This window comes from Achromobacter sp. KK8, from assembly GCF_054188005.1.
On sequence record NZ_CM135178.1, the window covers coordinates 5,066,897 to 5,090,163 of the forward strand.

General features: G+C 69.7%; 21 protein-coding genes. 13 read left to right on the forward strand and 8 right to left on the reverse strand.

Features of this window, described 5'->3' with window-relative positions:
* Positions 1-48 precede the first annotated feature (48 nt).
* The 5 genes from ACVN9Z_RS23445 to ACVN9Z_RS23465 all read left to right on the forward strand — a co-directional run bounded on the left by ACVN9Z_RS23445 (position 49) and on the right by ACVN9Z_RS23465 (position 7,975).
* A complete protein-coding gene (locus ACVN9Z_RS23445) occupies positions 49-900 on the forward strand; it encodes a M15 family metallopeptidase (RefSeq protein ID WP_026382340.1) in 852 nt (283 codons plus the stop codon).
* Positions 901-970: 70 nt separating this feature from the next.
* Positions 971-2,368 carry a hypothetical protein gene (locus tag ACVN9Z_RS23450; RefSeq protein ID WP_458212703.1) on the forward strand — a complete coding sequence of 466 codons (1,398 nt, stop codon included), beginning with the start codon at positions 971-973 and terminating at the stop codon, positions 2,366-2,368.
* A gap of 119 nt (positions 2,369-2,487) precedes the next feature.
* Positions 2,488-6,198 (forward strand): type VI secretion system membrane subunit TssM, encoded by a 3,711-nt coding sequence (gene tssM, locus ACVN9Z_RS23455; RefSeq protein WP_045953190.1) that lies wholly within the window; start codon positions 2,488-2,490, stop codon positions 6,196-6,198.
* Entirely contained in the window at positions 6,195-7,178 is a 984-nt protein-coding gene (gene tagF, locus ACVN9Z_RS23460) for a type VI secretion system-associated protein TagF (RefSeq protein WP_006385166.1), read from the forward strand. Before tssM ends, tagF begins: the two co-directional genes overlap by 4 nt.
* 2 nt (positions 7,179-7,180) lie before the next feature.
* Positions 7,181-7,975, forward strand: a complete 795-nt coding sequence (locus ACVN9Z_RS23465; protein ID WP_020928045.1) for an OmpA family protein — start codon at positions 7,181-7,183, stop codon at positions 7,973-7,975.
* Positions 7,976-8,052: 77 nt separating this feature from the next.
* Here ACVN9Z_RS23465 and tssA read toward each other — a convergent pair whose 3' ends face one another.
* On the reverse strand, positions 8,053-9,165 hold the full coding sequence (gene tssA / locus ACVN9Z_RS23470; protein WP_054438234.1) for a type VI secretion system protein TssA: 1,113 nt from the start codon (positions 9,163-9,165) through the stop codon (positions 8,053-8,055).
* A 175-nt stretch (positions 9,166-9,340) separates the two neighbouring features.
* On the opposite strand from tssA, the gene ACVN9Z_RS23475 reads away from it, so the two are divergent.
* The 6 genes from ACVN9Z_RS23475 (at position 9,341) to ACVN9Z_RS23500 (ending at position 14,050) form a co-directional block, all read left to right on the forward strand.
* Positions 9,341-9,592 carry a hypothetical protein gene (locus ACVN9Z_RS23475; RefSeq protein WP_020928047.1) on the forward strand — a complete coding sequence of 84 codons (252 nt, stop codon included), beginning with the start codon at positions 9,341-9,343 and terminating at the stop codon, positions 9,590-9,592.
* A 36-nt stretch (positions 9,593-9,628) separates the two neighbouring features.
* Positions 9,629-10,789, forward strand: coding sequence for a PAAR domain-containing protein (locus tag ACVN9Z_RS23480; RefSeq protein ID WP_235442300.1), 1,161 nt, complete (start codon positions 9,629-9,631; stop codon positions 10,787-10,789).
* Positions 10,790-10,876: 87 nt separating this feature from the next.
* Positions 10,877-11,122 (forward strand): ParD-like family protein, encoded by a 246-nt coding sequence (locus ACVN9Z_RS23485; RefSeq protein ID WP_006385163.1) that lies wholly within the window; start codon positions 10,877-10,879, stop codon positions 11,120-11,122.
* Positions 11,123-11,914, forward strand: a complete 792-nt coding sequence (gene map / locus ACVN9Z_RS23490; protein WP_020928049.1) for a type I methionyl aminopeptidase — start codon at positions 11,123-11,125, stop codon at positions 11,912-11,914.
* Positions 11,915-12,014: 100 nt separating this feature from the next.
* Positions 12,015-13,235, forward strand: coding sequence for an MFS transporter (locus ACVN9Z_RS23495; RefSeq protein WP_054473543.1), 1,221 nt, complete (start codon positions 12,015-12,017; stop codon positions 13,233-13,235).
* A gap of 173 nt (positions 13,236-13,408) precedes the next feature.
* Complete coding sequence (locus tag ACVN9Z_RS23500) at positions 13,409-14,050, forward strand: glutathione S-transferase family protein (RefSeq protein ID WP_020928051.1); 642 nt, start codon at positions 13,409-13,411, stop codon at positions 14,048-14,050.
* 50 nt (positions 14,051-14,100) lie between these two features.
* Here the strand turns inward: ACVN9Z_RS23500 and sodC are convergent, their stop codons facing one another.
* From sodC to ACVN9Z_RS23515, 3 genes are all read right to left on the reverse strand, one after another.
* The gene (gene sodC, locus ACVN9Z_RS23505; protein ID WP_006385159.1) at positions 14,101-14,628 is read right to left on the reverse strand and encodes a superoxide dismutase family protein; all 528 of its coding nucleotides are present in this window, start codon (positions 14,626-14,628) and stop codon (positions 14,101-14,103) included.
* A gap of 191 nt (positions 14,629-14,819) precedes the next feature.
* The gene (locus tag ACVN9Z_RS23510) at positions 14,820-16,064 is read right to left on the reverse strand and encodes a DUF445 domain-containing protein (RefSeq protein ID WP_448685528.1); all 1,245 of its coding nucleotides are present in this window, start codon (positions 16,062-16,064) and stop codon (positions 14,820-14,822) included.
* Positions 16,065-16,214: 150 nt separating this feature from the next.
* Entirely contained in the window at positions 16,215-17,084 is an 870-nt protein-coding gene (locus tag ACVN9Z_RS23515) for a LysR substrate-binding domain-containing protein (RefSeq protein ID WP_047991631.1), read from the reverse strand.
* A gap of 219 nt (positions 17,085-17,303) precedes the next feature.
* Here ACVN9Z_RS23515 and eno point away from each other — a divergent pair, with 219 nt between their 5' ends.
* Together eno and ACVN9Z_RS23525 are read left to right on the forward strand one after the other, a co-directional pair.
* The gene (gene eno, locus ACVN9Z_RS23520) at positions 17,304-18,584 is read left to right on the forward strand and encodes a phosphopyruvate hydratase (RefSeq protein ID WP_437263116.1); all 1,281 of its coding nucleotides are present in this window, start codon (positions 17,304-17,306) and stop codon (positions 18,582-18,584) included.
* A gap of 85 nt (positions 18,585-18,669) precedes the next feature.
* Positions 18,670-19,116 (forward strand): DUF2000 family protein, encoded by a 447-nt coding sequence (locus tag ACVN9Z_RS23525; protein ID WP_054481673.1) that lies wholly within the window; start codon positions 18,670-18,672, stop codon positions 19,114-19,116.
* 28 nt (positions 19,117-19,144) lie between these two features.
* Here the strand turns inward: ACVN9Z_RS23525 and ACVN9Z_RS23530 are convergent, their stop codons facing one another.
* The 4 genes from ACVN9Z_RS23530 to ACVN9Z_RS23545 form a co-directional block, all read right to left on the reverse strand.
* Complete coding sequence (locus ACVN9Z_RS23530; protein WP_006385154.1) at positions 19,145-19,897, reverse strand: hypothetical protein; 753 nt, start codon at positions 19,895-19,897, stop codon at positions 19,145-19,147.
* A gap of 85 nt (positions 19,898-19,982) precedes the next feature.
* Entirely contained in the window at positions 19,983-20,546 is a 564-nt protein-coding gene (locus ACVN9Z_RS23535; RefSeq protein WP_054447873.1) for a hypothetical protein, read from the reverse strand.
* Between the two features lie 26 nt (positions 20,547-20,572).
* A complete protein-coding gene (locus tag ACVN9Z_RS23540) occupies positions 20,573-21,871 on the reverse strand; it encodes a hypothetical protein (protein WP_020928058.1) in 1,299 nt (432 codons plus the stop codon).
* Between the two features lie 278 nt (positions 21,872-22,149).
* Positions 22,150-23,076: a LysR family transcriptional regulator gene (locus ACVN9Z_RS23545; protein WP_049055425.1), complete on the reverse strand. Its 927-nt coding sequence runs from the start codon at positions 23,074-23,076 to the stop codon at positions 22,150-22,152.
* Positions 23,077-23,267: the final 191 nt, after the last annotated feature.

Here is a 23,267-nt window from a genome sequence, read left to right on the forward strand (position 1 = left end):
AATCACGAATAGAACAAAAGATTACGCCTTCGTGATTGAGGGATACCGTTGCTACTTCTACTGCCCCTATATTTTCTGCTCGCGATCGGCGTCTCCGCGCTGCTGGTGTTCCCGTCTTTCAGGGCCGGGACCGCGCGGGGCGCGCGCGCGTTCGCACAGGGAATACGCCGCCGCGTGGCGCGCGGCGCGGGGCAGGCGGGCGGCGTGGTGGGCGGCTCGGCGCAAGTGGTGCGCGCCGGCGTCGGCAAGGCCGGCAACACGTTTTCGGCGTACCGCTGGCAGATCGCCGCGGGGCTCGCGGTGGTGCTGCTTCCGTCCCTTTTCGCTTTCGTCATGCGACACAATCACACATTTATTTACGAGGATCGGATGGCCGGTCCGGACCCGCGCATCCAGGCGCTGTTGACGGGCGAACGGCTGGTCCCGCCGCCACCGCTGCCGCCCGAAGTGTTCACCACGCGCGAGGTGGAACTGGTGCGTCCCAACCTGGGCGGCGCCAGCCGCGACTGGAATCTGCTGGACGCCGACTACCGTCAGCGCCTGCTGGCGGCCTACCGCGTGATGCGCGAAGAACATGGCTATGAAATGGTGTTGATCGAGGGCTACCGCAGCCCCGAGCGCCAGGAGGAATTGGCGAGCAAAGGCTCGCACGTGACCAACGCCGGCGCCTACCAGAGCTATCACCAGTACGGGCTGGCCGCCGACAGCGCGTTCCTGCGCGACGGCAAGGTGGTGGTCTCCGAGAAGGACCCGTGGGCCATGCGCGGCTACGAGCTGTTCGGCGAAACCGCCGAACGCGTCGGCCTGACCTGGGGCGGACGCTGGAAGCTGATGGACTTCGGCCACACCGAGCTGCGCCGCCCGGGCGTCATGCGCCGCGATACGGGGGCCGCGCAATGATCCGATCATGTTGCGCCGCTACCCTGCCCCTCACGCTTACTAGAACAACCGACTACCGCTACGAACCCACATGACCCGCTTTCTCAAAACCGGCCTGCTGCTGGCCCTGGTCTTCGGTGTGGTCTGGCTGGCCGTCATCATCTGGTGGCAGGAATCGCGCACGCTGCCCACGGGGCTCGACATCGGCCTGTACCTGTTCGCGCTGCCGCTGGCGCTGATCGCGGCCGGCTGGGCCGGCCTGCGCATCGCGCGCGCGCGCCGCGAAGCCCGTGCCGCCGCCGCCGCGGCCCCCGCCGACGCACCGGCCACGACGTCCGCCGCGGCGCCCGCCATTACCCGGCTGGTGGCCCTGGCCGGCGCCGCGCGCGCCGCGCCCGGCAGCGACCCCGCCGCCATCCACGCCGCGCTGGCCAAACAGCAGCGCCCGGACCTGGACGAAACGCTCAAGAATGCGCGCGGCTATCCCGTCTTCAGCGCCCGTGCCGCGCACCTGGACAGCGATGCCCTGCGCGAGATCGCCGAAACCGACGACACGCCGGCGGCGGCGCGCACCGAGGACTGCCTGCGCGCCACCGCCCTGTTGTGCGAAGTGATCGAGACTCTGTCACGCGATGCCCGCGCCCATGTGCTGGAGCACGGCACGCCGGAGCGCGACGACGACTGGCCCCTGTTGCAGCTGGAACTGCTGCTGCCGGCGCAATGGCCGTCGGCCGCGCGCGAACACGCCCAGGCGCGGGCGCGGCAGGCCGCGGCCTGGCCCGCGGCGCGCCTGGGCCTGCGGCCGCACGAGGCGCGCGACGCCTTGGCCAGCGACGGCCTGCTGCGCGAACTGGCGCTGGAGCCAGCGTCGGCCGCCCGCGCGCCGCTGCGCATCGTGGCCGCGGCCGATTCGTTCATCGACAGCCACGTGGTGGGGGAATGGGACGCCGGCGGCCTGCTGGTCGGCAACGGCAATCCGCAAGGGCGCGTGCCCGGCGAAGCGGCCGCCGGCCTGCTGCTGGACCTGAACCTGGCCGCGCCCGCGACGCCCGGCAATGGCGCGCCCGCCGCGCCGCCGGCGGGCACCTTCGCGCTGACGCTGTCACCCATGGCGCATCGCGCCACCGGCGCCGATGACCGCGGCGCCGCCAACGAACCGATGCTGGCCGAGCTGACGACCCGCTTCCTGGAGCAACATGAACGCCGCGCGCAGGACATCCGCGCGCTGGTCAGCGACGCCGACCATCGCGGCAGCCGTCCGCTGGAAGCCGCGGGGCTGGCCAGCACGCTGTTCACCACCCTCGACCCGAACCAGGATTGCCTGGCGGTCGGCGGCGCCTGCGGCTATACCGGCGCCGCCGCGCACCTGCTGACGTTGTCGGTCGCCGCTGAAGCCTGCGCCCAGGCCGAGGCGCCGGTGCTCGCCGTGATGACCCAGGACCCCATGTTGCGTACGCTCGCGCTGCTGTCCCCTTCCCCCTCCGCCTGACCCCCATAAGAAAAGCCAGAATCATGCGTAGCCCTTCAGGTTTCTTTTCCGGTATCTCCAGCGCCCTGAGCGAAGGTCGCCATTGGACCTCCCGCGCCCTCGGCAATCCGCGCCTGTTCATGGCGATCGGCCTGATCGCCCTGGTCGTGTTCCTGTTCCTGTTTGCCGACACCGTCGAGATCGGCCTGGCCTGGGCCGGCATCGCGCTGGGAATATTCCTGTTGCTCTGGCTGTGCGCCTATCTGTGGCGCCGCCGCCGCGCGCGCCGCGCCAACAAGAACCTGGGGGACATGCTGGAGCAGCAGGTGCAGACCGGCAGCGCGGCCGCCAATCGCGGGGACGTGGACGCGCTGCGCACGCGCCTGGTGCAGGCGGTGCGCACCATCAAGACGTCCAAGATCGGCCAGGTGTCGGGCAACGAAGCGCTGTACGAACTTCCCTGGTACATCGTGATCGGCAACCCCGCCGCGGGCAAGAGCAGCGCGGTAATCAATTCCGGCCTGCAATTCCCCTTCGCCGACAAGAACGGCGCGGCGGTGCGCGGCGTGGGCGGCACCCGCAACTGCGACTGGTTCTTCACCACCGAAGGCATCCTGCTGGACACGGCCGGCCGCTACTCGGTGCACGAGGAAGACCGCAACGAATGGATGGGTTTTCTCGACCTGCTCAAGCGTCATCGCCCCAAGGCGCCGATCAACGGCATCATCGTGGCCGCCAGCATCGACGAGCTGACCGGCGCCGGGCCGGAATTCGCCATCAACCTGGCCAAGAACCTGCGCCAGCGCGTGCAGGAACTGACCGACCGGCTGGAAGTGTTCGCGCCGGTCTACATCATCTTCACCAAGGCCGACCTGATCTCGGGCTTCAGCGAATTCTTCTCCGACAGCGACCAGCGCGAGCGCGACCGCGTCTGGGGCGCCACCCTGCCCTACGGCGCGGAAGAAAACCGCGACGTGCTGGCCCTGTTCGACGAACGCTTCGACGAACTGTACGAAGGCCTCAAGGAAATGGGCACGGCGCAGATCTCGCTGCGCAACAACCGCGAACTGCCGCCGGGACTGCTGACCTTCCCGCTGGAATTCGCCGGCATCAAGCCGGCGCTGCGCACCTTCCTGTCGACGCTGTTCGAGACCAACCCGTTCCAGTACAAGCCCGTGTTCCGCGGCTTCTACTTCACCAGCGCGCTGCAGGAAGGCGTGTCGCAAAGCACCTCGACCGAACGGCTGGCCGAACGCTTCGACCTGCGCCCGGCCGCCCGCGGCCAGGCGCGCAACGTGTCCTCGCACAACGGCTTCTTCCTGCGCGACCTGTTCTCCAGCGTGATCTTCGCCGACAAGAAACTGGTGCGCCAGCACGCCAGCCCGGCCAAGACCCGCATGCGCTACCTGACCTTCTTCGGCCTGGTGCTGGCGCTGGGCCTGGTGCTGGGCGGCTGGAGCTGGTCATACCTGGGCAACCGCCAGCTGGCGCAGAACGTGCAGGCCGACCTGGACAAGGTGGTGCGCCTGCAAAGCGAGCGCACCGACCTGCAGAGCCGCCTGGAGGCCATGGAGATCCTGCAGGACCGCATCGAGCAGCTGGACCGCTATTCGTCCAGCCGCCCGTGGTCGCTGGGCCTGGGCCTGTACCAGGGCGACGTGCTCAAGGAGCGCCTGCTGGCCGAGTACTACAACGGCGCGCGCCAGTTCATGCTGAGCCCGGTCAAGGCCAGCCTGGAGGACTTCCTGGCCAAGGTCGACATGTCCGGCGCCGCGGCGGCGGCCGGCGGCGCGCAGCAGCCGGCGCCGCAGGCGGTGCGCGCCTCGCACGTCCCGGGCGGCGACACGCTGTTCCAGGATGCCTCGCCGACCAATGCCGACGACGCCTACAACGCGCTCAAGACGTACCTGATGATGGCCAATCGCCAGCACGTCGACCCCACCCACCTGTCCGACCAGATCACGCGCTTCTGGCGCGGCTGGCTGGAGACCAACCGCGGCGCCATGCCGCGCGACCAGCTGATCCGCAGCGCCGAACGCCTGATCTCGTTCTACGTCAGCCGCGCGCCCGACGCCGGCTGGCCGCAGATCGACACCAACCTGGCGCTGGTGGAAAAGACCCGCGCCAGCCTGCGCGCCGTGATGCAGGGCATGCCGGCGCGCGAACGCGCCTACGCCACGCTCAAGGCGCGCGCCGCCACGCGCTTCCAGACCATGACGGTGGCGCGCATCGTCGGCGAGAACGACGCCGGCGTGGTGGCCGGCAGCTACGCCATCCCCGGCACCTTCACCCGCGAGGCCTGGGAGCAGTACATCCAGCCCGCCATCAACGAGGCCGCCAAGAAGGAAGTGCAGACCAGCGACTGGGTGCTGGGCGTGAACGCGCGCGACGACCTGACCCTGGACGGCAGCCCCGAACAGATCCAGAAGAGCCTGGCGACGATGTACAAGACGGAGTACGCGCAGGAATGGCAGAAGTTCCTGCGCGGCGTGACCATCAAGCCCTTCACCAGCTTCGAGCAGTCGGTGGGCGCGATGAACCGCCTGGGCGACCCGCAGACCTCGCCCATCGCCAAGCTCATCAACACCGCCTATGAACAGACCTCGTGGGACAACCCGTCGCTGGTCAACGCTGGCCTGCAACAGGCGCAGAGCGGCGTGGTCGGCTGGTTCAAGCGCGTGATCCTGCGGCAGACGCCGCCCGCGCCCACGCCCGCCACCACCGCCAACGGCGAAGCCATTCCGATGGGTCCGGTGGGCCGCGAGTTCTCGGACGTGGCGCGCCTGGTGGTGACGCGCGAGAACCAGTCGCTGCTGGGCAACTACATGGGCGCGCTGTCCAAGATCCGCACCCGCTTCAACCTGCTCAACAACCAGGGCGACCCCGGCCCCGGCTCGCTGGTGCTGCTGCGCCAGACGCTGGAGGGCAAGGATTCGGAGCTGGCCGACGCGCTCAAGCTGGTCGACGAGCAGATGCTGGCCGGCCTGTCGGCGACGCAACGCGAGACGCTGCGCCCGCTGCTGGTGCGGCCGCTGATCCAGGCCTACGCCGTGGCCATGCAACCGGCCGAACGCGAGTTGAACAAGGTCTGGAACGCGCAGATCTACCAGCCCTTCAACCAGACCCTGGCCGAAAAGTATCCGTTCGCCGCGCGCGCCAGCGTCGAGGCCAGCAGCGACGAGATCGGCCAGGTGTTCGGCCCGCAGGGCAGCATCGCCAAGTACGTCAACGACACCCTCGGCCCGCTGACCGTGCGCCGCGGCGACATCCTGACGGCGCGCACCTGGGGCGACATGGGCATCAGCCTGCAGCCGACCTTCACCGCCAACTTCGCGCAGTGGGTGGCGCCGCTGTCCGGCGGCGCGGGCGCAGGCTCGGCCAGCCAGCCGCAGACGCTGTTCCAGATCCAGCCCAAGCCGGCCTCGGGCGTGACCGAGTACACCATCGAGATCGACGGCCAGCAGCTGCGCTACCGCAACACGCCGCCGCAGTGGGTCAACTTCGTCTGGCCCAACGCCCAGGGCGCGCCCGGCGCGCGCATTACCGCCACCACCTTCGACGGCAGCGTGGTCGAGATCGTCAACGAACCGGGACGCTTCGGCCTGGAGCGCCTGATCGCGACCGCCCAGCGCACCGCCAACGCCGACGGCAGCTTCAACATGAGCTGGGGCAAGTCCAACGTGACGGTGCCGGTCAAGCTGCGCATCATCAGCAACGCCCAGGCGCCCGGCGCCGGCGGCAGCGAGCCCGGCGGCAGCCAGGGCCTGCGCAACCTGCGCCTGCCCTCCTCCGTGGTGGGCGCCTCCCCCGAATCCTCCTCCGCCCAGACGCGACCCGGAGCGCCGCAATGAGCAACTTGCAGTCCCCCCTGTTCCGCACGGCCTACTTCGGCAAGATCCCGGCCCGCGGCGACTTCGTCAAGAACACCTCGCATCCGCAGCTGATGAGCACGCTGGACGGCTGGGTCGCCAGCACCATGGAGCTGCTAGCCCAGGACCCGCACTGGAAAACGCTGTACGACGAGGCCGAGCCGATGCCGTTCGCCATTCTCGGCTCGCGCGGCAAGCTGGCCATCGCCGGCCACCTGCAACCCAGCCGCGACCAGTCGGGCCGGCGCTTTCCGTTCCTGTCGGCGACCTCGGTCGAAGTGCAGCGGCCGCTGGCCTTCATCGCGCGCAGCCCGATGGCCTTCAGCCGGCTGTGGAACCGCATGAGCGGCGCCGCCGCGCTGCTGATGACCGACGCCGACCCCGGCCCGGCGCTGCAGACGCTGAACGAACTCGAAGGCGAGATCCGCACCGAGGCCGACGACGGTTTCGATGCCTTCGTCGACCTGCAAAGCGTCGAGCGGCTGCAAACCATGCTGCGCGGCAATGGCCACGCGGCCAACGTCCACGACATCATCCTGGCGCTGGGCATCCTGCTCGAACCGGTCATGTCCAGCGGCTCGTCGCAGCTCGATCGCGGGCTGGCGCTGCCGCTGCCGGACGATCCGCTCTATATCAACCTGGTGGCCTCGTACTGGATGACGCTGATCGCGCCGTTCCTGGCGCGCGCGGATTTCGAGATCACCGTGTTCATCGGCCGCATCGGCGGCAAGCATCGCCTGGTGGCGGGCTTTCGCGGCGCCTCGCCGCAGACGCTGGCCAGCCTGCTGTCCACGCCGCAGGCCTTCGCCGAGCAGCACATCGTGCTGGAAGACGCGCCCTGGGTGCGCGACCACGTGTCGGCCAGCCACGGCCTGGCCAAGCTTTCCAGCTACCTGGACCAACCCCGGCTGTCCCTGCGCATGGCGCTCGACACCTATCTCGAAGTCTTCACCGGAGCCTGACCATGCGCGTCTCTCTCCTGATCATGGCGGCGCTGTTCTCGTGCGCCGCGGCGGCGCAGGACGCGGCCACCGTCGTCCCCGCCAACGTCATTCCGCAGCCCGGCCAGGTCGTGGCCAGCGGCGCCGTGCCAGACGAGGCCACCAAGGCCGACGTGCTGGCCCGGCTGCAACAGGTCTACGGGGTGGGCAACGTCATCGACCAGATCGAGGTCGGCGGCGTGGTGGCGCCGCCCAACTGGTCCGAACACGTGGGCAAGCTGATCGGCCAGCCGCTCAAGCAGATCAATCGCGGCCAGCTGGAAGTCGACGGCACCCAGATCCGCCTGCTCGGCGAAGTGCAGAACGAAGCCTCGCGCCAGCAGATCGCCAGCACCTTCGCCACCTCGCTCAACCCGACCTACAAGATCGTCAACGGCCTGCGCGTGGCCGCCGGCAAGGACGAACAAGGCCTGCTCGACAAGGTGCTGACCAACCGCGTGGTGGAATTCGAGACCGGCAGCGCCACGCTGACGGCGCGCGGACGCGAACTGCTCGACCAGGTGGCCGACGTCATCCCGAAGCTGCACAGCGACAAGGTGCAGATCATCGGCCACACCGACAGCTCCGGCAGCCGCAGCACCAACCTGGCGCTGAGCCAGGCGCGCGCCGACGCGGTCCGCGCCTATCTGGTGGACAAAGGCCTGCCGCCCGGGCGTTTCGAGACGCTGGGCGCGGGCCCGGACCAGCCGGTGGCCACCAACGCCACCGCCGAGGGCCGCGCCAAGAACCGCCGCATCGAATTCCGCGCCAGCCGCTAGCCGGCGCGCGGCTGCTGCGGGGCGCGCCCAATGCCGCGGGCCGCGATGGCCCTTGCGGCCATCGCCCGGCCCCGCTTTCAGCCGTTGTTCTCGGGCGCCTTGGGAACGCCCAGCAGCTCTTCCAGCCCGGACAGGGCGTCGTTGTTCTTGAGCACCGTGCGCAGCCACAGGTGCAGCGACATCTCGCCCCAGCTGGCCGCCTTGTCGGCCAGGTAGGCCACCGGGCTGTGCGGCTCGGTGCGGCGGAAGAACTCGGCCACTTCGCGCAACTGCGCCAGGGCCTGGTCGCGCGTTTGCAGCGGGCCACGCGTGGCCGCCAGCGGCGCGGTGGAAGGCAGGTCGACGGCGGTCAAGGTAGGCTCCATGCGGGTGACGGCCGCGCCGGCGGGCGGCGTGGCCTGGGCGGCCGGCGGCGCCAGGTCGGCCCGCACCAGCAGGCCGGCCTCGCGGGCAAAGCGGTGCGCCAGCTCGGTCACGTCCTTCAGGGCGGTGCGCAGCGGCGTGAAAGCCGGGCCTTCCTCGCCCAGGCGTTCGGTCAAGGTCCGCTCGAGCACGTCGACCGCGCCAAAGCAGCCCTGCAACTGGCTTTCGAGTTCGGAATAGAACGCCGGCGGCGTATCGCGGCGCGCGGCGTCGAACTGGTCGAGCGTAACCTTGCCGCGGGTCAGGTCGGCGGCGTTCTGCGGCGCCCGCTTGATGGCATTGGCCAATTGCGTGGCGCTGTCCCACAGCACCGCGCCGAAACGCCCGCCCTCGGACTGCGTCAAGGGCAGTTCCCGCACCAGCTGCTGCGACCGCGACAGCAGCCACGCCAGGTTGCCCACGCGCTGCTGCACGTCGCCCTCGTCCGGCACCGGGTGCAGGCCGTCCCAATAGCGTTGGCACAGACCGTCCACCAGCAGGAAGCCGTCGCGCAGGCCGGCGAAGCCGCGCGTCTTGGCCCAGGCTTCGGCCAGCCAGGCGGCCACGCGCACGTCCTTGCTGCGCTCGGTCAGCACCTCGGTGCAGATGCGGATCACCTGCGGCCAGTCGGCCTCCTTGATGTCGATGACCCAGTCGCCCTGGTCCAGGTGCGGGTCATCCTGGCGGCGGGCCTCGCGGATGGCGTCGAATTCGGCCGAAAAGACCATGTCGGCGCCACAAGGCGCCTCGCCCGCAATGGGCTGCAACAGTGCGTCGATATCGCTCATAGTTTCTTGGGTCGTTGCGGGTGGCGGGCCTTGCGCAAGCGGCGCGCGGCCCGACGGCAAAGCAGCGATGATCCCATATCTGTAACCGCGTTACGTTGGAACATGACACGCCCTATTACAAAACGCATCAGGGACCATCGCTATCATGCAAGCTCTCCAAAAACAGGGAGTCGCGATGAACAAGTCCTTTCACATGATGCCCAATGGCCGCTTCATCAATGGCGCGCCCCGGCGCTGCCCGGACGGCACCTATGTCGGCGACGGCGGGCCCATCACCCGCGCGCCCGACGGCACCTACGTCGCGGGCACCCCGCAGCGCGCGCCGGATGGCCGCTACCTGGGCGGCGGCGGGCCGGTGCGTATGGCGCCCGACGGCAGCTTCGTCGTGGGCACGCCCCGCATGGCGCCGGACGGCACCTATCTGTAAGCATAAATAACCATCGTTTGGGAGCAACGGACGGCCATGGCGCAGCGATCCGTAATACGCAAGGGTGACCGCACCTCGCATGGCGGCGTGGTGGTCACCGGAGACGAATCCGTGCAGATCTTCGGCCAGCCCATGGCGCGCGTCGGCGACCGCGTCACCTGCCCCAAGTGCGCCGGCCAGCACACCATCGTCGAAGGCGTGCAAAGCGTCAGTTCCGATCGCCGCACCGCGCTGGAAGGCATGAAGACCTCCTGCGGCGCCACCCTCATCGCCAGCCAGCAGTTCTACCAGCTGGAGCACGGCGGCGGCGCTGGCGCCGGTGGCGGCGTGAACGATGCGCCGCAGGCGCTGCAGGCCGGCGCGCCGGCGGCAATGGCCGCGGTGGTGCCGGTGGCGGCCGACGAGGCGCCGCAGCAATGCGCCCAGGTCCAGGACACCCTCAAGCTCACCGAAGCCATGTTCGACGCCAAGCGCGCCCCGGTCAGGCTGACCGGGCCGTCGGCCTACAAGCCGCCGGCCGCGCTGGCGCGCGCGGGCGACGACAAGCTGGTCATGTATGAAGCCTGGCCGGCCGGCCAGCGCGTGCCCGTGGTGCTGGAACCGCGCAAGCCGCTGTGGACCGGCGACCTGCTGCAGCGCTCGCCCCACGAGATCAGCGAACGCCTGACCGAGGAACCGCAGCCGCAGCCCGAGCAGGTCGCCAAGAGCCTGGGCGTGGCTCCCAAGGCGCTGCTGCAGGGGCGCGACCTGCAGATCACCATCGCCAAGGGCATGTCGGTGGACGACAGCGTCAAGCGGCTCGACGCGCAATGGGTGAAAGGCCCGCCCTGGACCGATCCCACCCGCGAGGTCCACACCGTGGGCGAGACGATGTTCTCGCGCATCACGCTCTATAGCATGCCGGGCGAGCAGGCCGTGATCGACCACGCCGTGCTGCACGAGCTGGCCCACAGCTATGCCAACAACGCCCGTGTCGACATGAAGGCCTGGGGCGCCGCGGCCAAATCGGACGGCAATTTCCCGTCGGACTACGCCAAGGCCGGCCCGCCCGAGGATTTCGCCGAATTCGTGGTGATGGCCATCGCCACCCAGGGCACGCCTTGCGAGAACTACGCCCGCTCGATCTACCCGGCCCGTTACCGGCAGCTGGACGCGATGGACCTGCTGGAGAAAAGCCCCGCCGCCCAGGCCGCATGACCCTGCCGCGCGGGTGACGGGTTGCACCCGTCCCCGCGGGTGCGATACCATACGTTCCATATACAAACCATATATGGAACGTTCCCTATGGGTATCGTCAAAATTTCCGAGCAGATGCACGAGAACCTGCGCGTGGCCAGCAGCGCGCTGAGCCGCTCGATCAACTCGCAGGCCGAACACTGGATGCGCATCGGCATGCTGTCCGAGCTCTACCCCGAACTGCGCCACGCCGACATCTGCCAGCTGCTGATCCGCATCGAGCAGGCGGAAGGGTTCAGCATCGCCGCCCTGTCCCAGGGACAGGCGTCCACCGGCCAGCAGGAGGCCGCGTAAATGGCGCGCAAGGTCTCCATCAAGTCCGCCGCCGACATCGCCATGGCCCGCCAGGCCGGCGCCCTGGCGGCGCAGGTGCTGCACATGATCGCCGAGCACGTGCGCCCCGGCGTCACCACCGACGAACTGGATCGCATCTGCCACGACTACATCGTCAATGTGCAGAAGGCGATTCCGGCCAACGTCGGCTACCACGGTTTTCCCAAGACCGTCTGCGCCTCGGTCAATCATGTGATTTGCCACGGCATCCCGTCGGCCAAGGTGCTCAAGAACGGCGACATCCTCAACATCGACGTGGCCGTCATCAAGGACGGCTGGTACGGCGACACCAGCCGCATGTACTACGTCGGCCAGCCCAGCCCGCTGGCGCGGCGCCTGGTGAACACCACCTACGAGGCGATGCGCGCCGGCATCATGGCGGTCAAGCCCGGCGCCACGCTGGGCGACATCGGCCATGCCATCCAGACGGTGGCGCACCGCGAGCACTTCAGCATCGTGCGCGAATACTGTGGCCACGGCATTGGCCAGATCTACCACGATGAACCGCAGGTGCTGCACTATGGCCGTCCCGGCGAAGGCCTGGTGCTGCAGCCGGGCATGATGTTCACCATCGAACCCATGATCAACGCCGGCAAGCCGCAGACCAAGCAGTTGCCCGATGGCTGGACCGTGGTCACCAAGGACCGTTCGCTGTCGGCGCAGTGGGAGCACATGGTGGTCGTCACCGACACCGGCTACGAGGTCCTGACGTCCTGGCCGGACGGCTTCGGCGACTATCCGCCGATCCCCTGACGCACCAGGCCGGCGACGGCAATTAACGGAGTGCGACACGCGCGGGGCCCGGTCATGATCGGGCCCTTGCCGTTCTTGCGGCCCCGCCGCCCGTCGCCCCATGTCCGCCCTGCCCCCGGCCTTCCGCCGGCTCGCCAGTTCCAACCTGGCCGCCCAATTCTCCGAACAGATCGCCCTGGCCGCCGCGCCGCTGGTGGCCGTGCTGGCGCTGGGCGCCACGGCCGCCCAGACCGGCTACCTGCAGACGGCGCAGACCCTGCCGTTCCTGCTGCTGTCGCTGCCCGCCGGCGTGCTGGCCGACCGCCTGCCGCGCCGCACCCTGATGACCAGCGCCGAATGCGTGCGCGCCGCCAGCCTGCTGGCCCTGCTGGCGTTGCTGGCGCTGGGCGGCCTGAACCTGGGCTGGCTGGCGGCGCTGGGCTTCCTGGGCGCGGTGGGCACCGTGGCCTACAACGTCGCCGCGCCGGCGCTGGTGCCGACGCTGGTGCCCGCCCCCGCCCTGGGCCAGGCCAACCGCTGGCTGGAACTGGCGCGCAGCGCGGCCTTTTCCGCCGGGCCGGCGCTGGGCGGCGCGCTGGTCGGCGGCATCGGCGCGGCCGCGGCCTACGGCCTGGCGACGCTGCTGTCGCTGCTGGCCGCGGGCCTGCTGGCCGGCCTGCCGCCGCAAGCGCCGCGCGCCGCCGCGCGGCGCCACCTGTGGCATGAATTGCGCGATGGCGCGGCCTTCGTGACAGGCCACCCGCTGCTGCGGCCGGTGCTGGTCACGGCGGTGTTCTTCAACCTCGCCTGGTTCGTGCTGCAGGCGGTCTATGTGGTGTACGCGGTGGAACGGCTGGGACTGGGCGCGGCCGGGGTCGGCGTCACGCTGGGGGTGTACGGCGCGGGCATGCTGGCCGGCGCGCTGGCGGCGCCCTGGCTGGCCGGGCGGCTGTCGTTCGGCGCCCTGATCGCGGCCGGCCCGCTGTGCGCGCTGGCGGCCAGCCTGATCCTGCTGTCGACGCTGGCCCTGCCGTCTGGCCTGTGGGCCGCGGTGGGCTTCTTCCTGTTCGGTGCCGGGCCGATATTGTGGACCATCGCCACCACCACGCTGCGCCAGGCCATCACGCCCAATGCGCTGCTGGGGCGGGTGTCCGCCGTGATCCTCACCGCCACCTTCGGCGCGCGGCCGCTGGGCGCGCTGATCGGCGCGGCATTGGCTTCGCGCCTGGGGCTGGAGGCCTGCCTGTGGGTGTCGAGCGCCGGCTTCGCGGCGCAGTTCGCGGTGCTGGCGGCCTCGCCGGTGCCGCGGCTGCGAAGCCAGCCGGAGCCTGGGATGGGCTGACGCGGCGGATGGCCGCGGCTCGCGTGACGGTCCGGCCCAATCTGTTGCGCACGCGCAAGGACCGATCTGTATCTGTTGCCGGCCTGCGATGGCCGATAGACTGGGGGGCCGCCAAGCGCGGGCCTGAGGGCCCGCCCCGGCTTCCCCACGCCCACGTCCGCGTCGCCTCCGCCATGCTGAACATCCTCGGAAAAGCTACTTCCATCAACGTCCGCAAAGTGCTGTGGACCTGCGTCGAACTGGATCTGCCATTCGCGCGCGAGGACTGGGGCTCGGGCTTTCGCGCCACCAGCGAACCCGCCTTCCTGGCGTTGAATCCGAACGCCATAGTGCCGGTGCTGCAAGACGGCGATTTCGTGCTGTGGGAGTCCAACAGCATCATCCGCTACCTGGCCAACCAGTACGGTGGCGCGCGCAATCCGGACTTGTATCCGGCCGAAGCGCGCCGCCGCGCCGGAGTCGACCAATGGCTGGACTGGCAGGCGAGCGACCTGAACCGTTCGTGGAGCTATGCCTTCATGGCGCTGGCGCGGCAGTCGCCCGCGCACCAGGACGCGGCCGCCATCGCGGCATCCAGCCGCGAGTGGGGGCGTTTCATGGGAATACTGGAACGGCGCCTGCGCGAAACCGGCGCCTATGTGGCCGGCGAGGCGTTCACGCTGGCCGACGTCGCCGTCGGCCTGTCGGTGAACCGGTGGTTCCAGACGCCGCTGGACGATGCGCTGCGACCCGACCTGCCGGCGGTGGCCGCCTATTACGACCGGTTGGCCCAGCGGCCGGGCTACCGCGAGCACGGCCGCAACGGCACGGTGTAGCGCGGTCTGGCCTGCCCGGCCCGCCGCGCGCCTTGCCCGGGGCGTGCCGCTTACTTGATCACGCCGCAGATCATGCGGCCGCCTCCGCCGCCCAGCGGCTTGGGGGTATCGCTGTAGTTGTCGGCGCCCACGTGGATCATCAGGGCGCGCTGCTTGACGTCGGCCAGCTTCAGGCGCGGCGCCACCACGGCGGTCTTGGCGGAGCCGTCGGCCGCCACGGTGATGAACGGCAGGTCGCCCAGATGGCCATCGGTGGCCAGCGGACCCTTGTGCGCCTTGGTGTTGAACGGATCGAGGTGGCCGCCCGCGGCGCCGCCGGGCATCACCTTGCCGTCGACGGTGGTCGATTCGCACGAACCTTTTTCATGCACGTGGAAGCCGTGCTCGCCGGGCGGCAGCCCTTTGAGGTCGGGCGTGAACTTCAGGCCTTCCTTGGTCTGCTCCAGCGCGACGGTACCGGCGCTCTTGCCCACGGAGCCGTCGTCGTTCAGGAATGACATCGTGACGCTCTCGGCCTGGGCAACAGCCGAGCCGCCGGCCAGCGCCAGCGTTGCAACGAGAATCGAGAATTTCTTCATGGACTTGCCTCCTGGGAGTGATGCGCGTGATACGGGCCGCCCGAAAGGGCGGCGGGCGTCCCCGGAACCCGAGGGCAGGCCGGAGACTGCCAAAGACAATAGCATCGCGCCACGGCGCTTCGCCAGCAATCTTGGTTCCTGATACATCGGATACGTCCGCAAATCCGCGATGCTTGACCGCCTCGGCATGACTAGCCCGCCGCCAGCAGCACCGCCGCGTGCAGCAGCACGCCGATCAGGCCGCCCACCAGCGTGCCGTTGAAGCGGATGTATTGCAGGTCGCGCCCCACGCTCAGCTCCAGTTCGTCGACCAGATGGCGCTCATCCCACAGCTTGACGGTGCGCGAGATGTGCTCGGTGACGCCGATGCGCAGCCGTCCGGTCAGGCGCCGCGCCGCACCCAGCACATGGTTGTTGACGGCTTCGCGCAGGTCCGGGTCTTCGCCCAGCTTGCGCGCCAGCGCCAGCAAGGCGCTTTCCAGGTGCGCGGCCAGCGCCGAATGCTCGTCGCTCAGGTCGCGCCGCAGCGCGGCGTGGATGTCGTCCCACAGGCCCTGCACGTATTCCTGCACCTTGGGGTGGTCGATGGCGCGCTGCTTCATGGCTTCCACCTGGGCCGCCAGCGCCGGGTCGGTGCGCAGGCGCGCGATGTAGTCCAGCACCCAGGCCTCGTAGTCGCGCCGCACCGGATGGTCGGGCTCCGACAGCACGTCGCGCAGTTCCTGCACCAGCGCGCGCGCCAGCCGGTCGGCCAGGTTGTCGGCGATGCCCTCGACCGAGGCGATGACGTCCACCGCCTTGATGATGCGCGGCCATTCCTTGCGCGCGAACTTGACCAGCAGCGCCGAAGCGCGCTCCTTGACGTCCTCGTCGCCCAGGTAGCCGCCCAGCCGCTCCATGGCGGCGTCCAGCAATTCCTGGTGGCGGCCGTCGCGGGTCAGCAGGCCCAGCACCTCGCCAGCGGTGCCGGCCGCGTCCCAGCGCCGCAGGTTCTTCACCACGAATTCCTGGATCACCCCGCGCACGGCGTGGTCGTCCAGCAGGTCCAGTGTCTGCAACGCCACCCGCCGCGCGCCGTCGCTGAGCGCATGCGCCTGCTTCGGCCGCGCCAGCCAGCGCGACAGGCGCGCGGCCGGGTCGAAGCCGCGCAGCTTGTCCATCAAGGTGTCCGGATCGAGGAAGTGGTCGCGCACGAACACCGCCAGGTTGTCGCCGATGCGATCCTTGTTGCTGGGGATGATGGCGGTATGCGGAATGGGCAGCCCCATCGGCCGGCGAAACAGCGCCACCACCGCGAACCAGTCCGCCAGCGCCCCAACCGTGGCGGCCTCGCAGAAAGCCCGTACCCAGGCCCAGGCGCCCTGCCCGCCCATCAGATGGCTGGTGATGAAACCGCTGATCATGGCCACCAGCAGGGCCAGCGCGGCGATCTTCATGCGCCGCAGCTGCGCGCGGCGCGCCTGCGAGGCCAGCGCCGAGCGCGTGACGAACGCCTTGGCGGACGGACTGGCGGACTGCGGCGTATCGGTCATGGGGTCTCCGGCGGGAATGCGCGTCCAGCATACCAAGCCCGTTGCGTCGCTGCCTCAGTCGCCGGCCTCGGCCAGCGCGCCGCGCAGCCAGGCGATGAAGGCGTCGGCGTGGGCGGTGCGCGCGCGGCCGGCGGCCGGCACCGCGCGCAGGCCGCCTTCGAAAGGCACGAAGCCATGGGGCGCCACCAGCAGGCCGTCGTGCAGTTCACGCGCGATCAGGCGCCGCTCGACCAGCGCCACGCCCAGGCCCGACAAGGCCGCCTCGATGCACAGGTGGGTGTGCGGGAACGCCAGCGTGTCGCCCCGCGCCGCCGGTTGCCCGGTGATGGCCTCCCATTGGTTCCAGGCGCTGGCGGTGTATTCATGCGCGATGCGGGCGCGCGTGGCGGGCTTGCGGCGCGCATAGGCCGGCGTGCAGACCGCGCCGAAATGCACTGGCGCCAACGCCAGCGCCCGGGCCCGGTCGGCCTCGGCATAGCCGGACAGGTCCCAGGCCAGGATCAGGTCGGCGCCCTCGTTGCGCATCTCGCGCGCCGAGGTCATCGACAGGCGGATGCGGATCTCGGGATGCCTGCGGTAGAACACGGCCAGTTGCGGCACCAGCCAGCGCATGGCGAAGGTGGCGCTGCAGGCCACGTGCAGCCCCGGCGCCTGCGCTTCGCGCGCCAGCCGCTCGTAGGCGTTTTCCAGCTGGTCGAAGGCGGCGCGCACCGACGTGTAGAAGGTGGCGCCGGCGGGCGTCAGGCGCAGGCCGGTGCCGTCCTTCTCGAACAATGCCGCGCCGGCGTGTTCCTGCAACAGGCGCAAGTGGCGGCTGACGGCGCCGTGGCTGCGGCAGAGTTCCTCGGCGGCGCGCGTGACCGAGCCGCTGCGGGCGACGGCTTCGAAGGCGCGGACGGCGGACAAGGGTGGCAATTGGCGCATCAGGTTCATTCGTCAGGAAAACTGACATATCCGCAGAAAAACTGCATTGTCGGATCGTGACTCCGTTTTTAGCATGGCGGCGTCGTCATCGAACATTCACCGTAGTTTTCCGGGCCTGGTCGTGCGCGATGAGACGGCGGACGGACGACCCAGCGCCTCTCCCGAGCCGGGCCCTTGCTTGAATTATCTGACCATTTTCCTGACATTCCGGAGCCTCCCATGCACATCACCCATCTCGCCGCCCACGAAGCGCTGGACAGCCGCGGCAATCCCACCGTCGAAGTCGAGGTCCGCCTGGACGATGGCGCCCACGGCCTGGCGCTGGTGCCCTCGGGCGCCTCCACCGGCAAGCGCGAGGCGCTGGAACGGCGCGACGGCGACGGCGCCCGCTACCTCGGCAAGGGCGTGCTCGGCGCCGTCGGCGCGGTCAACGGCGAACTGCGCGCGGCGCTGCTGGGCCTGCCGGCCGACCAGCAGGCCCGCATCGACCAGGCCATGATCGAGCTGGACGGCACGCCCGACAAAAGCCGGCTGGGCGCCAACGCGCTGCTCGGCGTATCGCTCGCGGTGGCGCACGCCGCGGCCGCCAGCCAGGGCCTGCCGCTATGGCGCCACGTGGGCGGGGTGCAGGCCCAGACACTGCCGGTGCCGATGATCAACATCATCAACGGCGGCGCGCATGCCGACAATCCGCTCGACTTCCAGGAGTTCATGATCCTGCCGGTGGGCGCGGACAGCTTCCGCGAAGCGCTGCGCATGGGCGCGGAGGTGTTCCACACGCTGCGCCACGCGCTCAAGGCCGCGGGCCACAGCGTCAACGTCGGCGACGAAGGCGGCTTCGCGCCGACGCTGCGCAACGCGCCCGAGGCGCTGGACTTCATCATGGCGGCGATCGAACGCGCCGGGCTGCGTCCGGGCGTCGACGTCGCGCTGGCGCTGGATCCGGCCGCCAGCGAATTCCACGGCGCCGACGGCTACCGCTATCAGGGCGAGAACCTGCTGCGCACGGCCGAGCAGCAGGTGCAATACCTGGCCGGCCTGGCGCGCGACTACCCCATCGTGTCGATCGAGGACGGCATGGCCGAAGACGACGCGGTCGGCTGGAAGGTGCTGGGCGTAACGCTGGGCGGCGTCTGCCAGCTGGTGGGCGACGACGTGTTCTGCACCAATCCGCAGTTGTTCCAGGCCGGCATCGAACAGGGCATCGGCAATGCCATCCTGGTCAAGATCAACCAGATCGGCACGCTCAGCGAAACCTGGCGAGTGCTGGCGCTGGCGCGGCGCGCCGGCTACGGCGTGGTCATGTCGCACCGTTCCGGCGAAACCGAGGACACCAGCATCGCCGACCTGGCGGTGGCGGCCAATTGCGGCATGATCAAGACCGGCTCGCTGTCGCGCGCCGACCGCACCGCCAAGTACAACCGCCTGCTGCGCATCGAGCGCGAACTGGGCGCGGCGGCGGTGTACGCCGGCGCCAGCGCCCTGGCGCGGCAACGGTAGCGCGGGTCCTCGCCCGCGTTCACAGGCGTTCAAGACGGCGTCCGCGGCACGGCGGACGATGACGCCTTTTGTCCAGGAGTCCGCCATGCCCGAACCGTCCGCCCCCCTTGCCGCCGCCGTGCCGGAAAAAGTCGTGATCGTGCTGGCGGCGGGCCTGGGCGCCGGCCAGGCCGCCAACGCCTCGGCCTGCCTGGCGGCCGGACTGGTGGCGCGGCAGCCCAACTGGGCCGGCCAAGCCCTGCGCGATGCCGATGGCATGCTGTCGTCGGCGATCTCGCACCTGCCCATCATCGTGCTGACGGCCGACGAAGCGCGCATGGCGCAACTGCGCGAGCGGCTGTCCCTGCCCATGCCGGGCGACGCCGGCATGACGCTGTTTCCGGCCTATGCGCGCGAGATCCACGAGGCCGCCGAATACTGGGCCCGGCATCGTCAGACTTCGCATCGCGACCAGCCCCTGCTGGGCGTGGGCCTGGCCGGCCCGCGGCGCTGGATCAATGCCCTGACGGGCAGCCTGCCGATGTTGCGTTGATCCTGTCGGGCGGCGCCCTGGCGCCCGCTCAGGCCTCGGCGCGCTCGCGATATGCCGTGCCGCACAGGATGGCGAAGAACAGGACCAGAACCAGCGTGATCACCAGGCCGCCGCCCGCCGTCGCAATCGCCTGCGGCCAACGCAGCAGCACCGATTTGCGCAGCGCCACGCCCGTCACCTCGGTGATGCCGGTCAGCAACAGCAGGAGCCCCGCGAACGGCCAGACCCGGCCACGCAGCGCCTGGCGCGAGCGGGCCAGGCCATACCGATCGGTCAGCGCGGCCCGCGGCAGGCTCAGGGACCACGCCCCCAGCCAATACATCACCGGCAGCCACAGCGCCAGCCATGCCAGCAGCGCGATGGCAAGGAACACGGTGCTGGAGACACCCGGCAGCTTGAAGTAAAGGGCCAGCCCCAGTGTCAGGCTCACCGCTTTCAGGGCCGCGATGGCGCAGCAGGCCAGCACCAGCAGCGCCAGCACCCGCACATACGCGCCATCGATGCGCCCCAACGCGGCGGCCGGCTTGATGTCGGAGGCCCGGGCCAGCCGGCGCTGCCAGGCCAGCGCCAGGCGGGCCAGCGCCAGCAGGTTGATGGCGCCGGCCAGCATGAACCAGCCATCGAGACGGCCGTCGAGCTGGCCCAGCAGCAGCGCCCCCGGCAGCGACAGCGCGAACAGCACGAAAGCCAGCGGCGCGGCGGCGAGCAGGCCGGGAACCTGCCGGGTGAATTGCGTCGCGGCCAGGGCAAGCAGGCGTCGGGCGGTCAGCGGATGCGGCACGGGCGATTCCCTTTCGATGGGTCGAGGGTCCCGCCATGATGGCGGGACCCTCGACCTTATACCAGAGGCCCCGGCGTGGCGCCTGTCAATCGGCGAACAGGGCTGGCACCAGGGTCACCAGTGTGCCGATGTGTTGGTCCATTTTCTTCGCCTGCGGATTGCCGATATTGGCGGCGCCCGCGGTGCGCAGGCGCAGCGTCAGGGTGCGGCCGCCGCCGTCCACCGTGAACTGCACCCCGAACACCCAGTCGACGCCCTGCGAACTGGCGATCAAGGTCAGCCAGCCTTCGTTCGGTTCCAGGTAGCTGTGCGCATCGAACAGGCCGCGTTGCGCCAGCGCGGCCGGCGCGGCTTCGGCGAAACGGCGCATGGCCGCCTGCAGTGTCGGCGTCTTCGCGCCCAGGTCGATCTGCGTCAATTGCAGCGGCGGCACCATCACGCGGTGCGAAAACAGCCGCGGCAGGGACGCGACGGGAAAGGACCACGGCGCCGCCAGATCGGCGGGGGGCGGGGCCGGCATCGACATGACATCATTGCCGCCGGCGGGCGCCGCCGCCGGGTTGCGGGCCGGACCGGGAGAGGACGCACAGCCCCCGAACAGCACCGCGGCCAGCGCCGGCAACAGCCAGCGAGGCAGCAAGCGCAGCATGCCGCCGCCCTCCGTGTGTCGCAATGCTAGGATCGCGCGGCGCATTTCTTGCCCCCCGGGGTGGCGTAGTGGGTCAGGAACGCATCCAGGTCCGCCAGCGGCGGTTGCAGCCGGTAGCAGGCATTCAGGCCGCGCAGCAACAGAAACGCTTCCTCGCTGCCAAGCGCCTTGGGAAACTCCTCGTCATTCAGTTTCTCGGAAATCTCGGTCAGCGTCTGTTCATCCCGATAGCGCGCCAGCCGCTCGCCCAGCGTGTACGCCGTCAACGCCGCCTGCAGCCGCTCTTGCGCGTCGCTGACCTGCTCGATCGAAGCGCTGGTGCCGACCTTGCCCAGTAGCGAGGTCAGGGCCACCGACTTTTCCAGCACCGACTTGGGCACGATGCTTTCGAAGGTGCCGACCGACACCAGCGCCGTCGGCACGTTCAGCGGCGTCGCCCCATCGAACACCTGGTTGGTGCGCGTGTTGTAGACCAGCGATTTGTCCCAGAATGCGCGGGAGTCGCCCTCGGGCCGTCCCACCACCACGTAGGTGCCCTGCTTGAGCAGCCCCAGGTTGGATCCGGCCGCCTGGCTCACCGCCGACTGCGAATAGAGCTGCACGCTGTAGTCCAGCACCATGCGGTTGCGCTGGTTCGCCAGCACCAGTTCGGCGGCGGTGAAGGCCACGCCCACCAACGGCGATACCAGCGGATTGTTGGCCAGGCTGGCGGCGCCGTTGGCCACGCCCTGCGCGCGTTGCAGGGCGCGCAGCGTCTCGGCGTTGCGCTCGGTGGTGACGTCCATCACGCGCAGGCGGAACGACGGCGCCACGCGCTCGTCCCAGCGCTGCACGTAGTAGACCAGCAGGTTCGAGAAGTTCAGGGACTGGTCCGGCTGCACGCCGCGCTGGTACCAGACCACGATGGACTGGTTGCTGCCGTCGTCGCGGGCCGCGACGTCCAGGATCACCACGTAGTCGGCCGGGCCGTCGATGCCGGCGGTTTTCCTGCCTGCGGCGTCCTTGAGCGCCGGAATCTCGACCGAGCGCATCATGATCGACAGCGGCGCGTTGGCCGGCACCGCCAGCTGGCGCTCGTCCTGCGTGGTGGCCGGCGCGCCGGTCTGCTCCAGCACGCGGGCGCGCTCGTTGCTGCCGGGCTTGAGATAGAAGATGCGGTTGTCCGCGTAGATCGGGGTATGCACGGTGTAGGCATCGCCGATGCGCGGCTCGCCGCCGGCGCATCCCGCCAACAGGCCCGCCAGTCCCAACATGCCCCACCGCAAGGCGGCGCGTTGCCGCCGCCGCAGGCCGGCCCCACGCCGGCGCATGAACACGAAAGCCATACTTGCTCCGCAAGAAAAGGCCCGCAATGGATCGGAACAACGCCTGCCCCGGCGTGGCGATCAGGCGACGGTCAACGCCGCCCGTCCCTGGTCCGAGGCTTCCCGCCAGGACGGCGCGCGGGAATGGTCGGCATTTTTATCATTATGTTTCTTTCTGTCAAACTTTCGCGCGGAGGGTGATACCCCGTGGCGCCGGGCGGGCGCGAGAAAACTCCAATCGGCGTTCGACATGGCGGCATCCACAAACGGGGACGCCGATGATAGCCGGCGGGCCGGACCTATGCCGCGCCCAGCAGTCCGGGCCGCCCTTCATGCGCGGCCTGGGCACGCTGCTGGATGAACTCGATCATCATCGCGATGGCGCGCGGATGGTGGCGGTTGGGCATATACAGCATGTACATCGCACGGCCGAAGATGCTGAGCCGCCATTGCGGCAAGGCGGCGATCAAATCGCCGCGCGCGACGTCGTCGTGCACCACGTAGTCCGGCACCACGCCGATGCCCAGCCCGGCCAGCATGGCGTCGCGCAGGAAGGCGTAGTTGCGCGAGATGATGGTGGGTTCCAGCACCACGTGCTGGCGCGGCTGGCCGCCGTAGTACGCCGACAACCGCAGCGGCCGGCCGATGACGGCGGCGCTGATGACGGGCAGCCGCGCCAGCTCGGCCGGCTTGTCCGGCAGGCCGCGGTCGCGCACGAAGGCGGGCGAGGCGCAGGCCACGTAACGCACCTGGCCCAGTTCGCGCGCCACCAGATTGTGCGGCGGCTCGGACATGATGCGCACGGCGATGTCGACCTCGTCGCGCAGCAGGTCGTCGACGCTGTTCTCGAACAGCACGTCCAGCACGATGTCGGGATAGGCGCGCTTGAATTCCAGCAGCCACGGCGTCATCACGAACTGGCCATAGCCGCTGGGCACGCTGAGCCGCACCTTGCCCTGCGGCGTCTTGCCCAGGGTCTCGACCGCTTCGCGCGCGGCCGCCAGCTCGTCCTGGATGCTGCGGCCATGCTGGTACAGCTTGAGTCCGATTTCGGTGGGCTCGACGTGGCGCGTGGTGCGCCGCAGCAGTTGCATGCCGACGGCGCGCTCCAGCTGGGTCAGGTGATAGCTGACGTTGGCCCGCGTCATCTTCAGGCGGCGCGCGGCTTCGCTCAGGTTGCCGGCGTCCAGGATCTCCACCAGCAGGGTCAGCGCTTTCGTGTCCATGTCGAGTCTCCAGGGACGGCCGGCATTCCTTCATTGCAACCCGGCGCCCCGCAGGCGATTGTCAATTTTTTTTATCGTCAATGTCAATTCTTGATGGCATTGTCAAGACTTCTTTGCTGGGAAAGAATAGACGGCTACAAGACGGGCCGTTCCTGGCCCGCCAGGCGCCGCGACTGCGCCGCGTCCGCCCC

Coding starts and splice junctions, on each gene's coding strand:
- ACVN9Z_RS23450 (WP_458212703.1), top strand. CDS start 971: ATGACCCGCTTTCTCAAAACCGGCCTGCTGCTGGCCCTGGTCTTCGGT.
- tssM (WP_045953190.1), top strand. CDS start 2,488: ATGGCGATCGGCCTGATCGCCCTGGTCGTGTTCCTGTTCCTGTTTGCC.
- tagF (WP_006385166.1), top strand. CDS start 6,195: ATGAGCAACTTGCAGTCCCCCCTGTTCCGCACGGCCTACTTCGGCAAG.
- ACVN9Z_RS23465 (WP_020928045.1), top strand. CDS start 7,181: ATGCGCGTCTCTCTCCTGATCATGGCGGCGCTGTTCTCGTGCGCCGCG.
- tssA (WP_054438234.1), bottom strand. CDS start 9,165: ATGAGCGATATCGACGCACTGTTGCAGCCCATTGCGGGCGAGGCGCCT.
- ACVN9Z_RS23475 (WP_020928047.1), top strand. CDS start 9,341: ATGAACAAGTCCTTTCACATGATGCCCAATGGCCGCTTCATCAATGGC.
- ACVN9Z_RS23480 (WP_235442300.1), top strand. CDS start 9,629: ATGGCGCAGCGATCCGTAATACGCAAGGGTGACCGCACCTCGCATGGC.
- ACVN9Z_RS23485 (WP_006385163.1), top strand. CDS start 10,877: ATGGGTATCGTCAAAATTTCCGAGCAGATGCACGAGAACCTGCGCGTG.
- map (WP_020928049.1), top strand. CDS start 11,123: ATGGCGCGCAAGGTCTCCATCAAGTCCGCCGCCGACATCGCCATGGCC.
- ACVN9Z_RS23495 (WP_054473543.1), top strand. CDS start 12,015: ATGTCCGCCCTGCCCCCGGCCTTCCGCCGGCTCGCCAGTTCCAACCTG.
- ACVN9Z_RS23500 (WP_020928051.1), top strand. CDS start 13,409: ATGCTGAACATCCTCGGAAAAGCTACTTCCATCAACGTCCGCAAAGTG.
- sodC (WP_006385159.1), bottom strand. CDS start 14,628: ATGAAGAAATTCTCGATTCTCGTTGCAACGCTGGCGCTGGCCGGCGGC.
- ACVN9Z_RS23510 (WP_448685528.1), bottom strand. CDS start 16,064: ATGAAGATCGCCGCGCTGGCCCTGCTGGTGGCCATGATCAGCGGTTTC.
- ACVN9Z_RS23515 (WP_047991631.1), bottom strand. CDS start 17,084: ATGCGCCAATTGCCACCCTTGTCCGCCGTCCGCGCCTTCGAAGCCGTC.
- eno (WP_437263116.1), top strand. CDS start 17,304: ATGCACATCACCCATCTCGCCGCCCACGAAGCGCTGGACAGCCGCGGC.
- ACVN9Z_RS23525 (WP_054481673.1), top strand. CDS start 18,670: ATGCCCGAACCGTCCGCCCCCCTTGCCGCCGCCGTGCCGGAAAAAGTC.
- ACVN9Z_RS23535 (WP_054447873.1), bottom strand. CDS start 20,546: ATGCTGCGCTTGCTGCCTCGCTGGCTGTTGCCGGCGCTGGCCGCGGTG.
- ACVN9Z_RS23540 (WP_020928058.1), bottom strand. CDS start 21,871: ATGGCTTTCGTGTTCATGCGCCGGCGTGGGGCCGGCCTGCGGCGGCGG.
- ACVN9Z_RS23545 (WP_049055425.1), bottom strand. CDS start 23,076: ATGGACACGAAAGCGCTGACCCTGCTGGTGGAGATCCTGGACGCCGGC.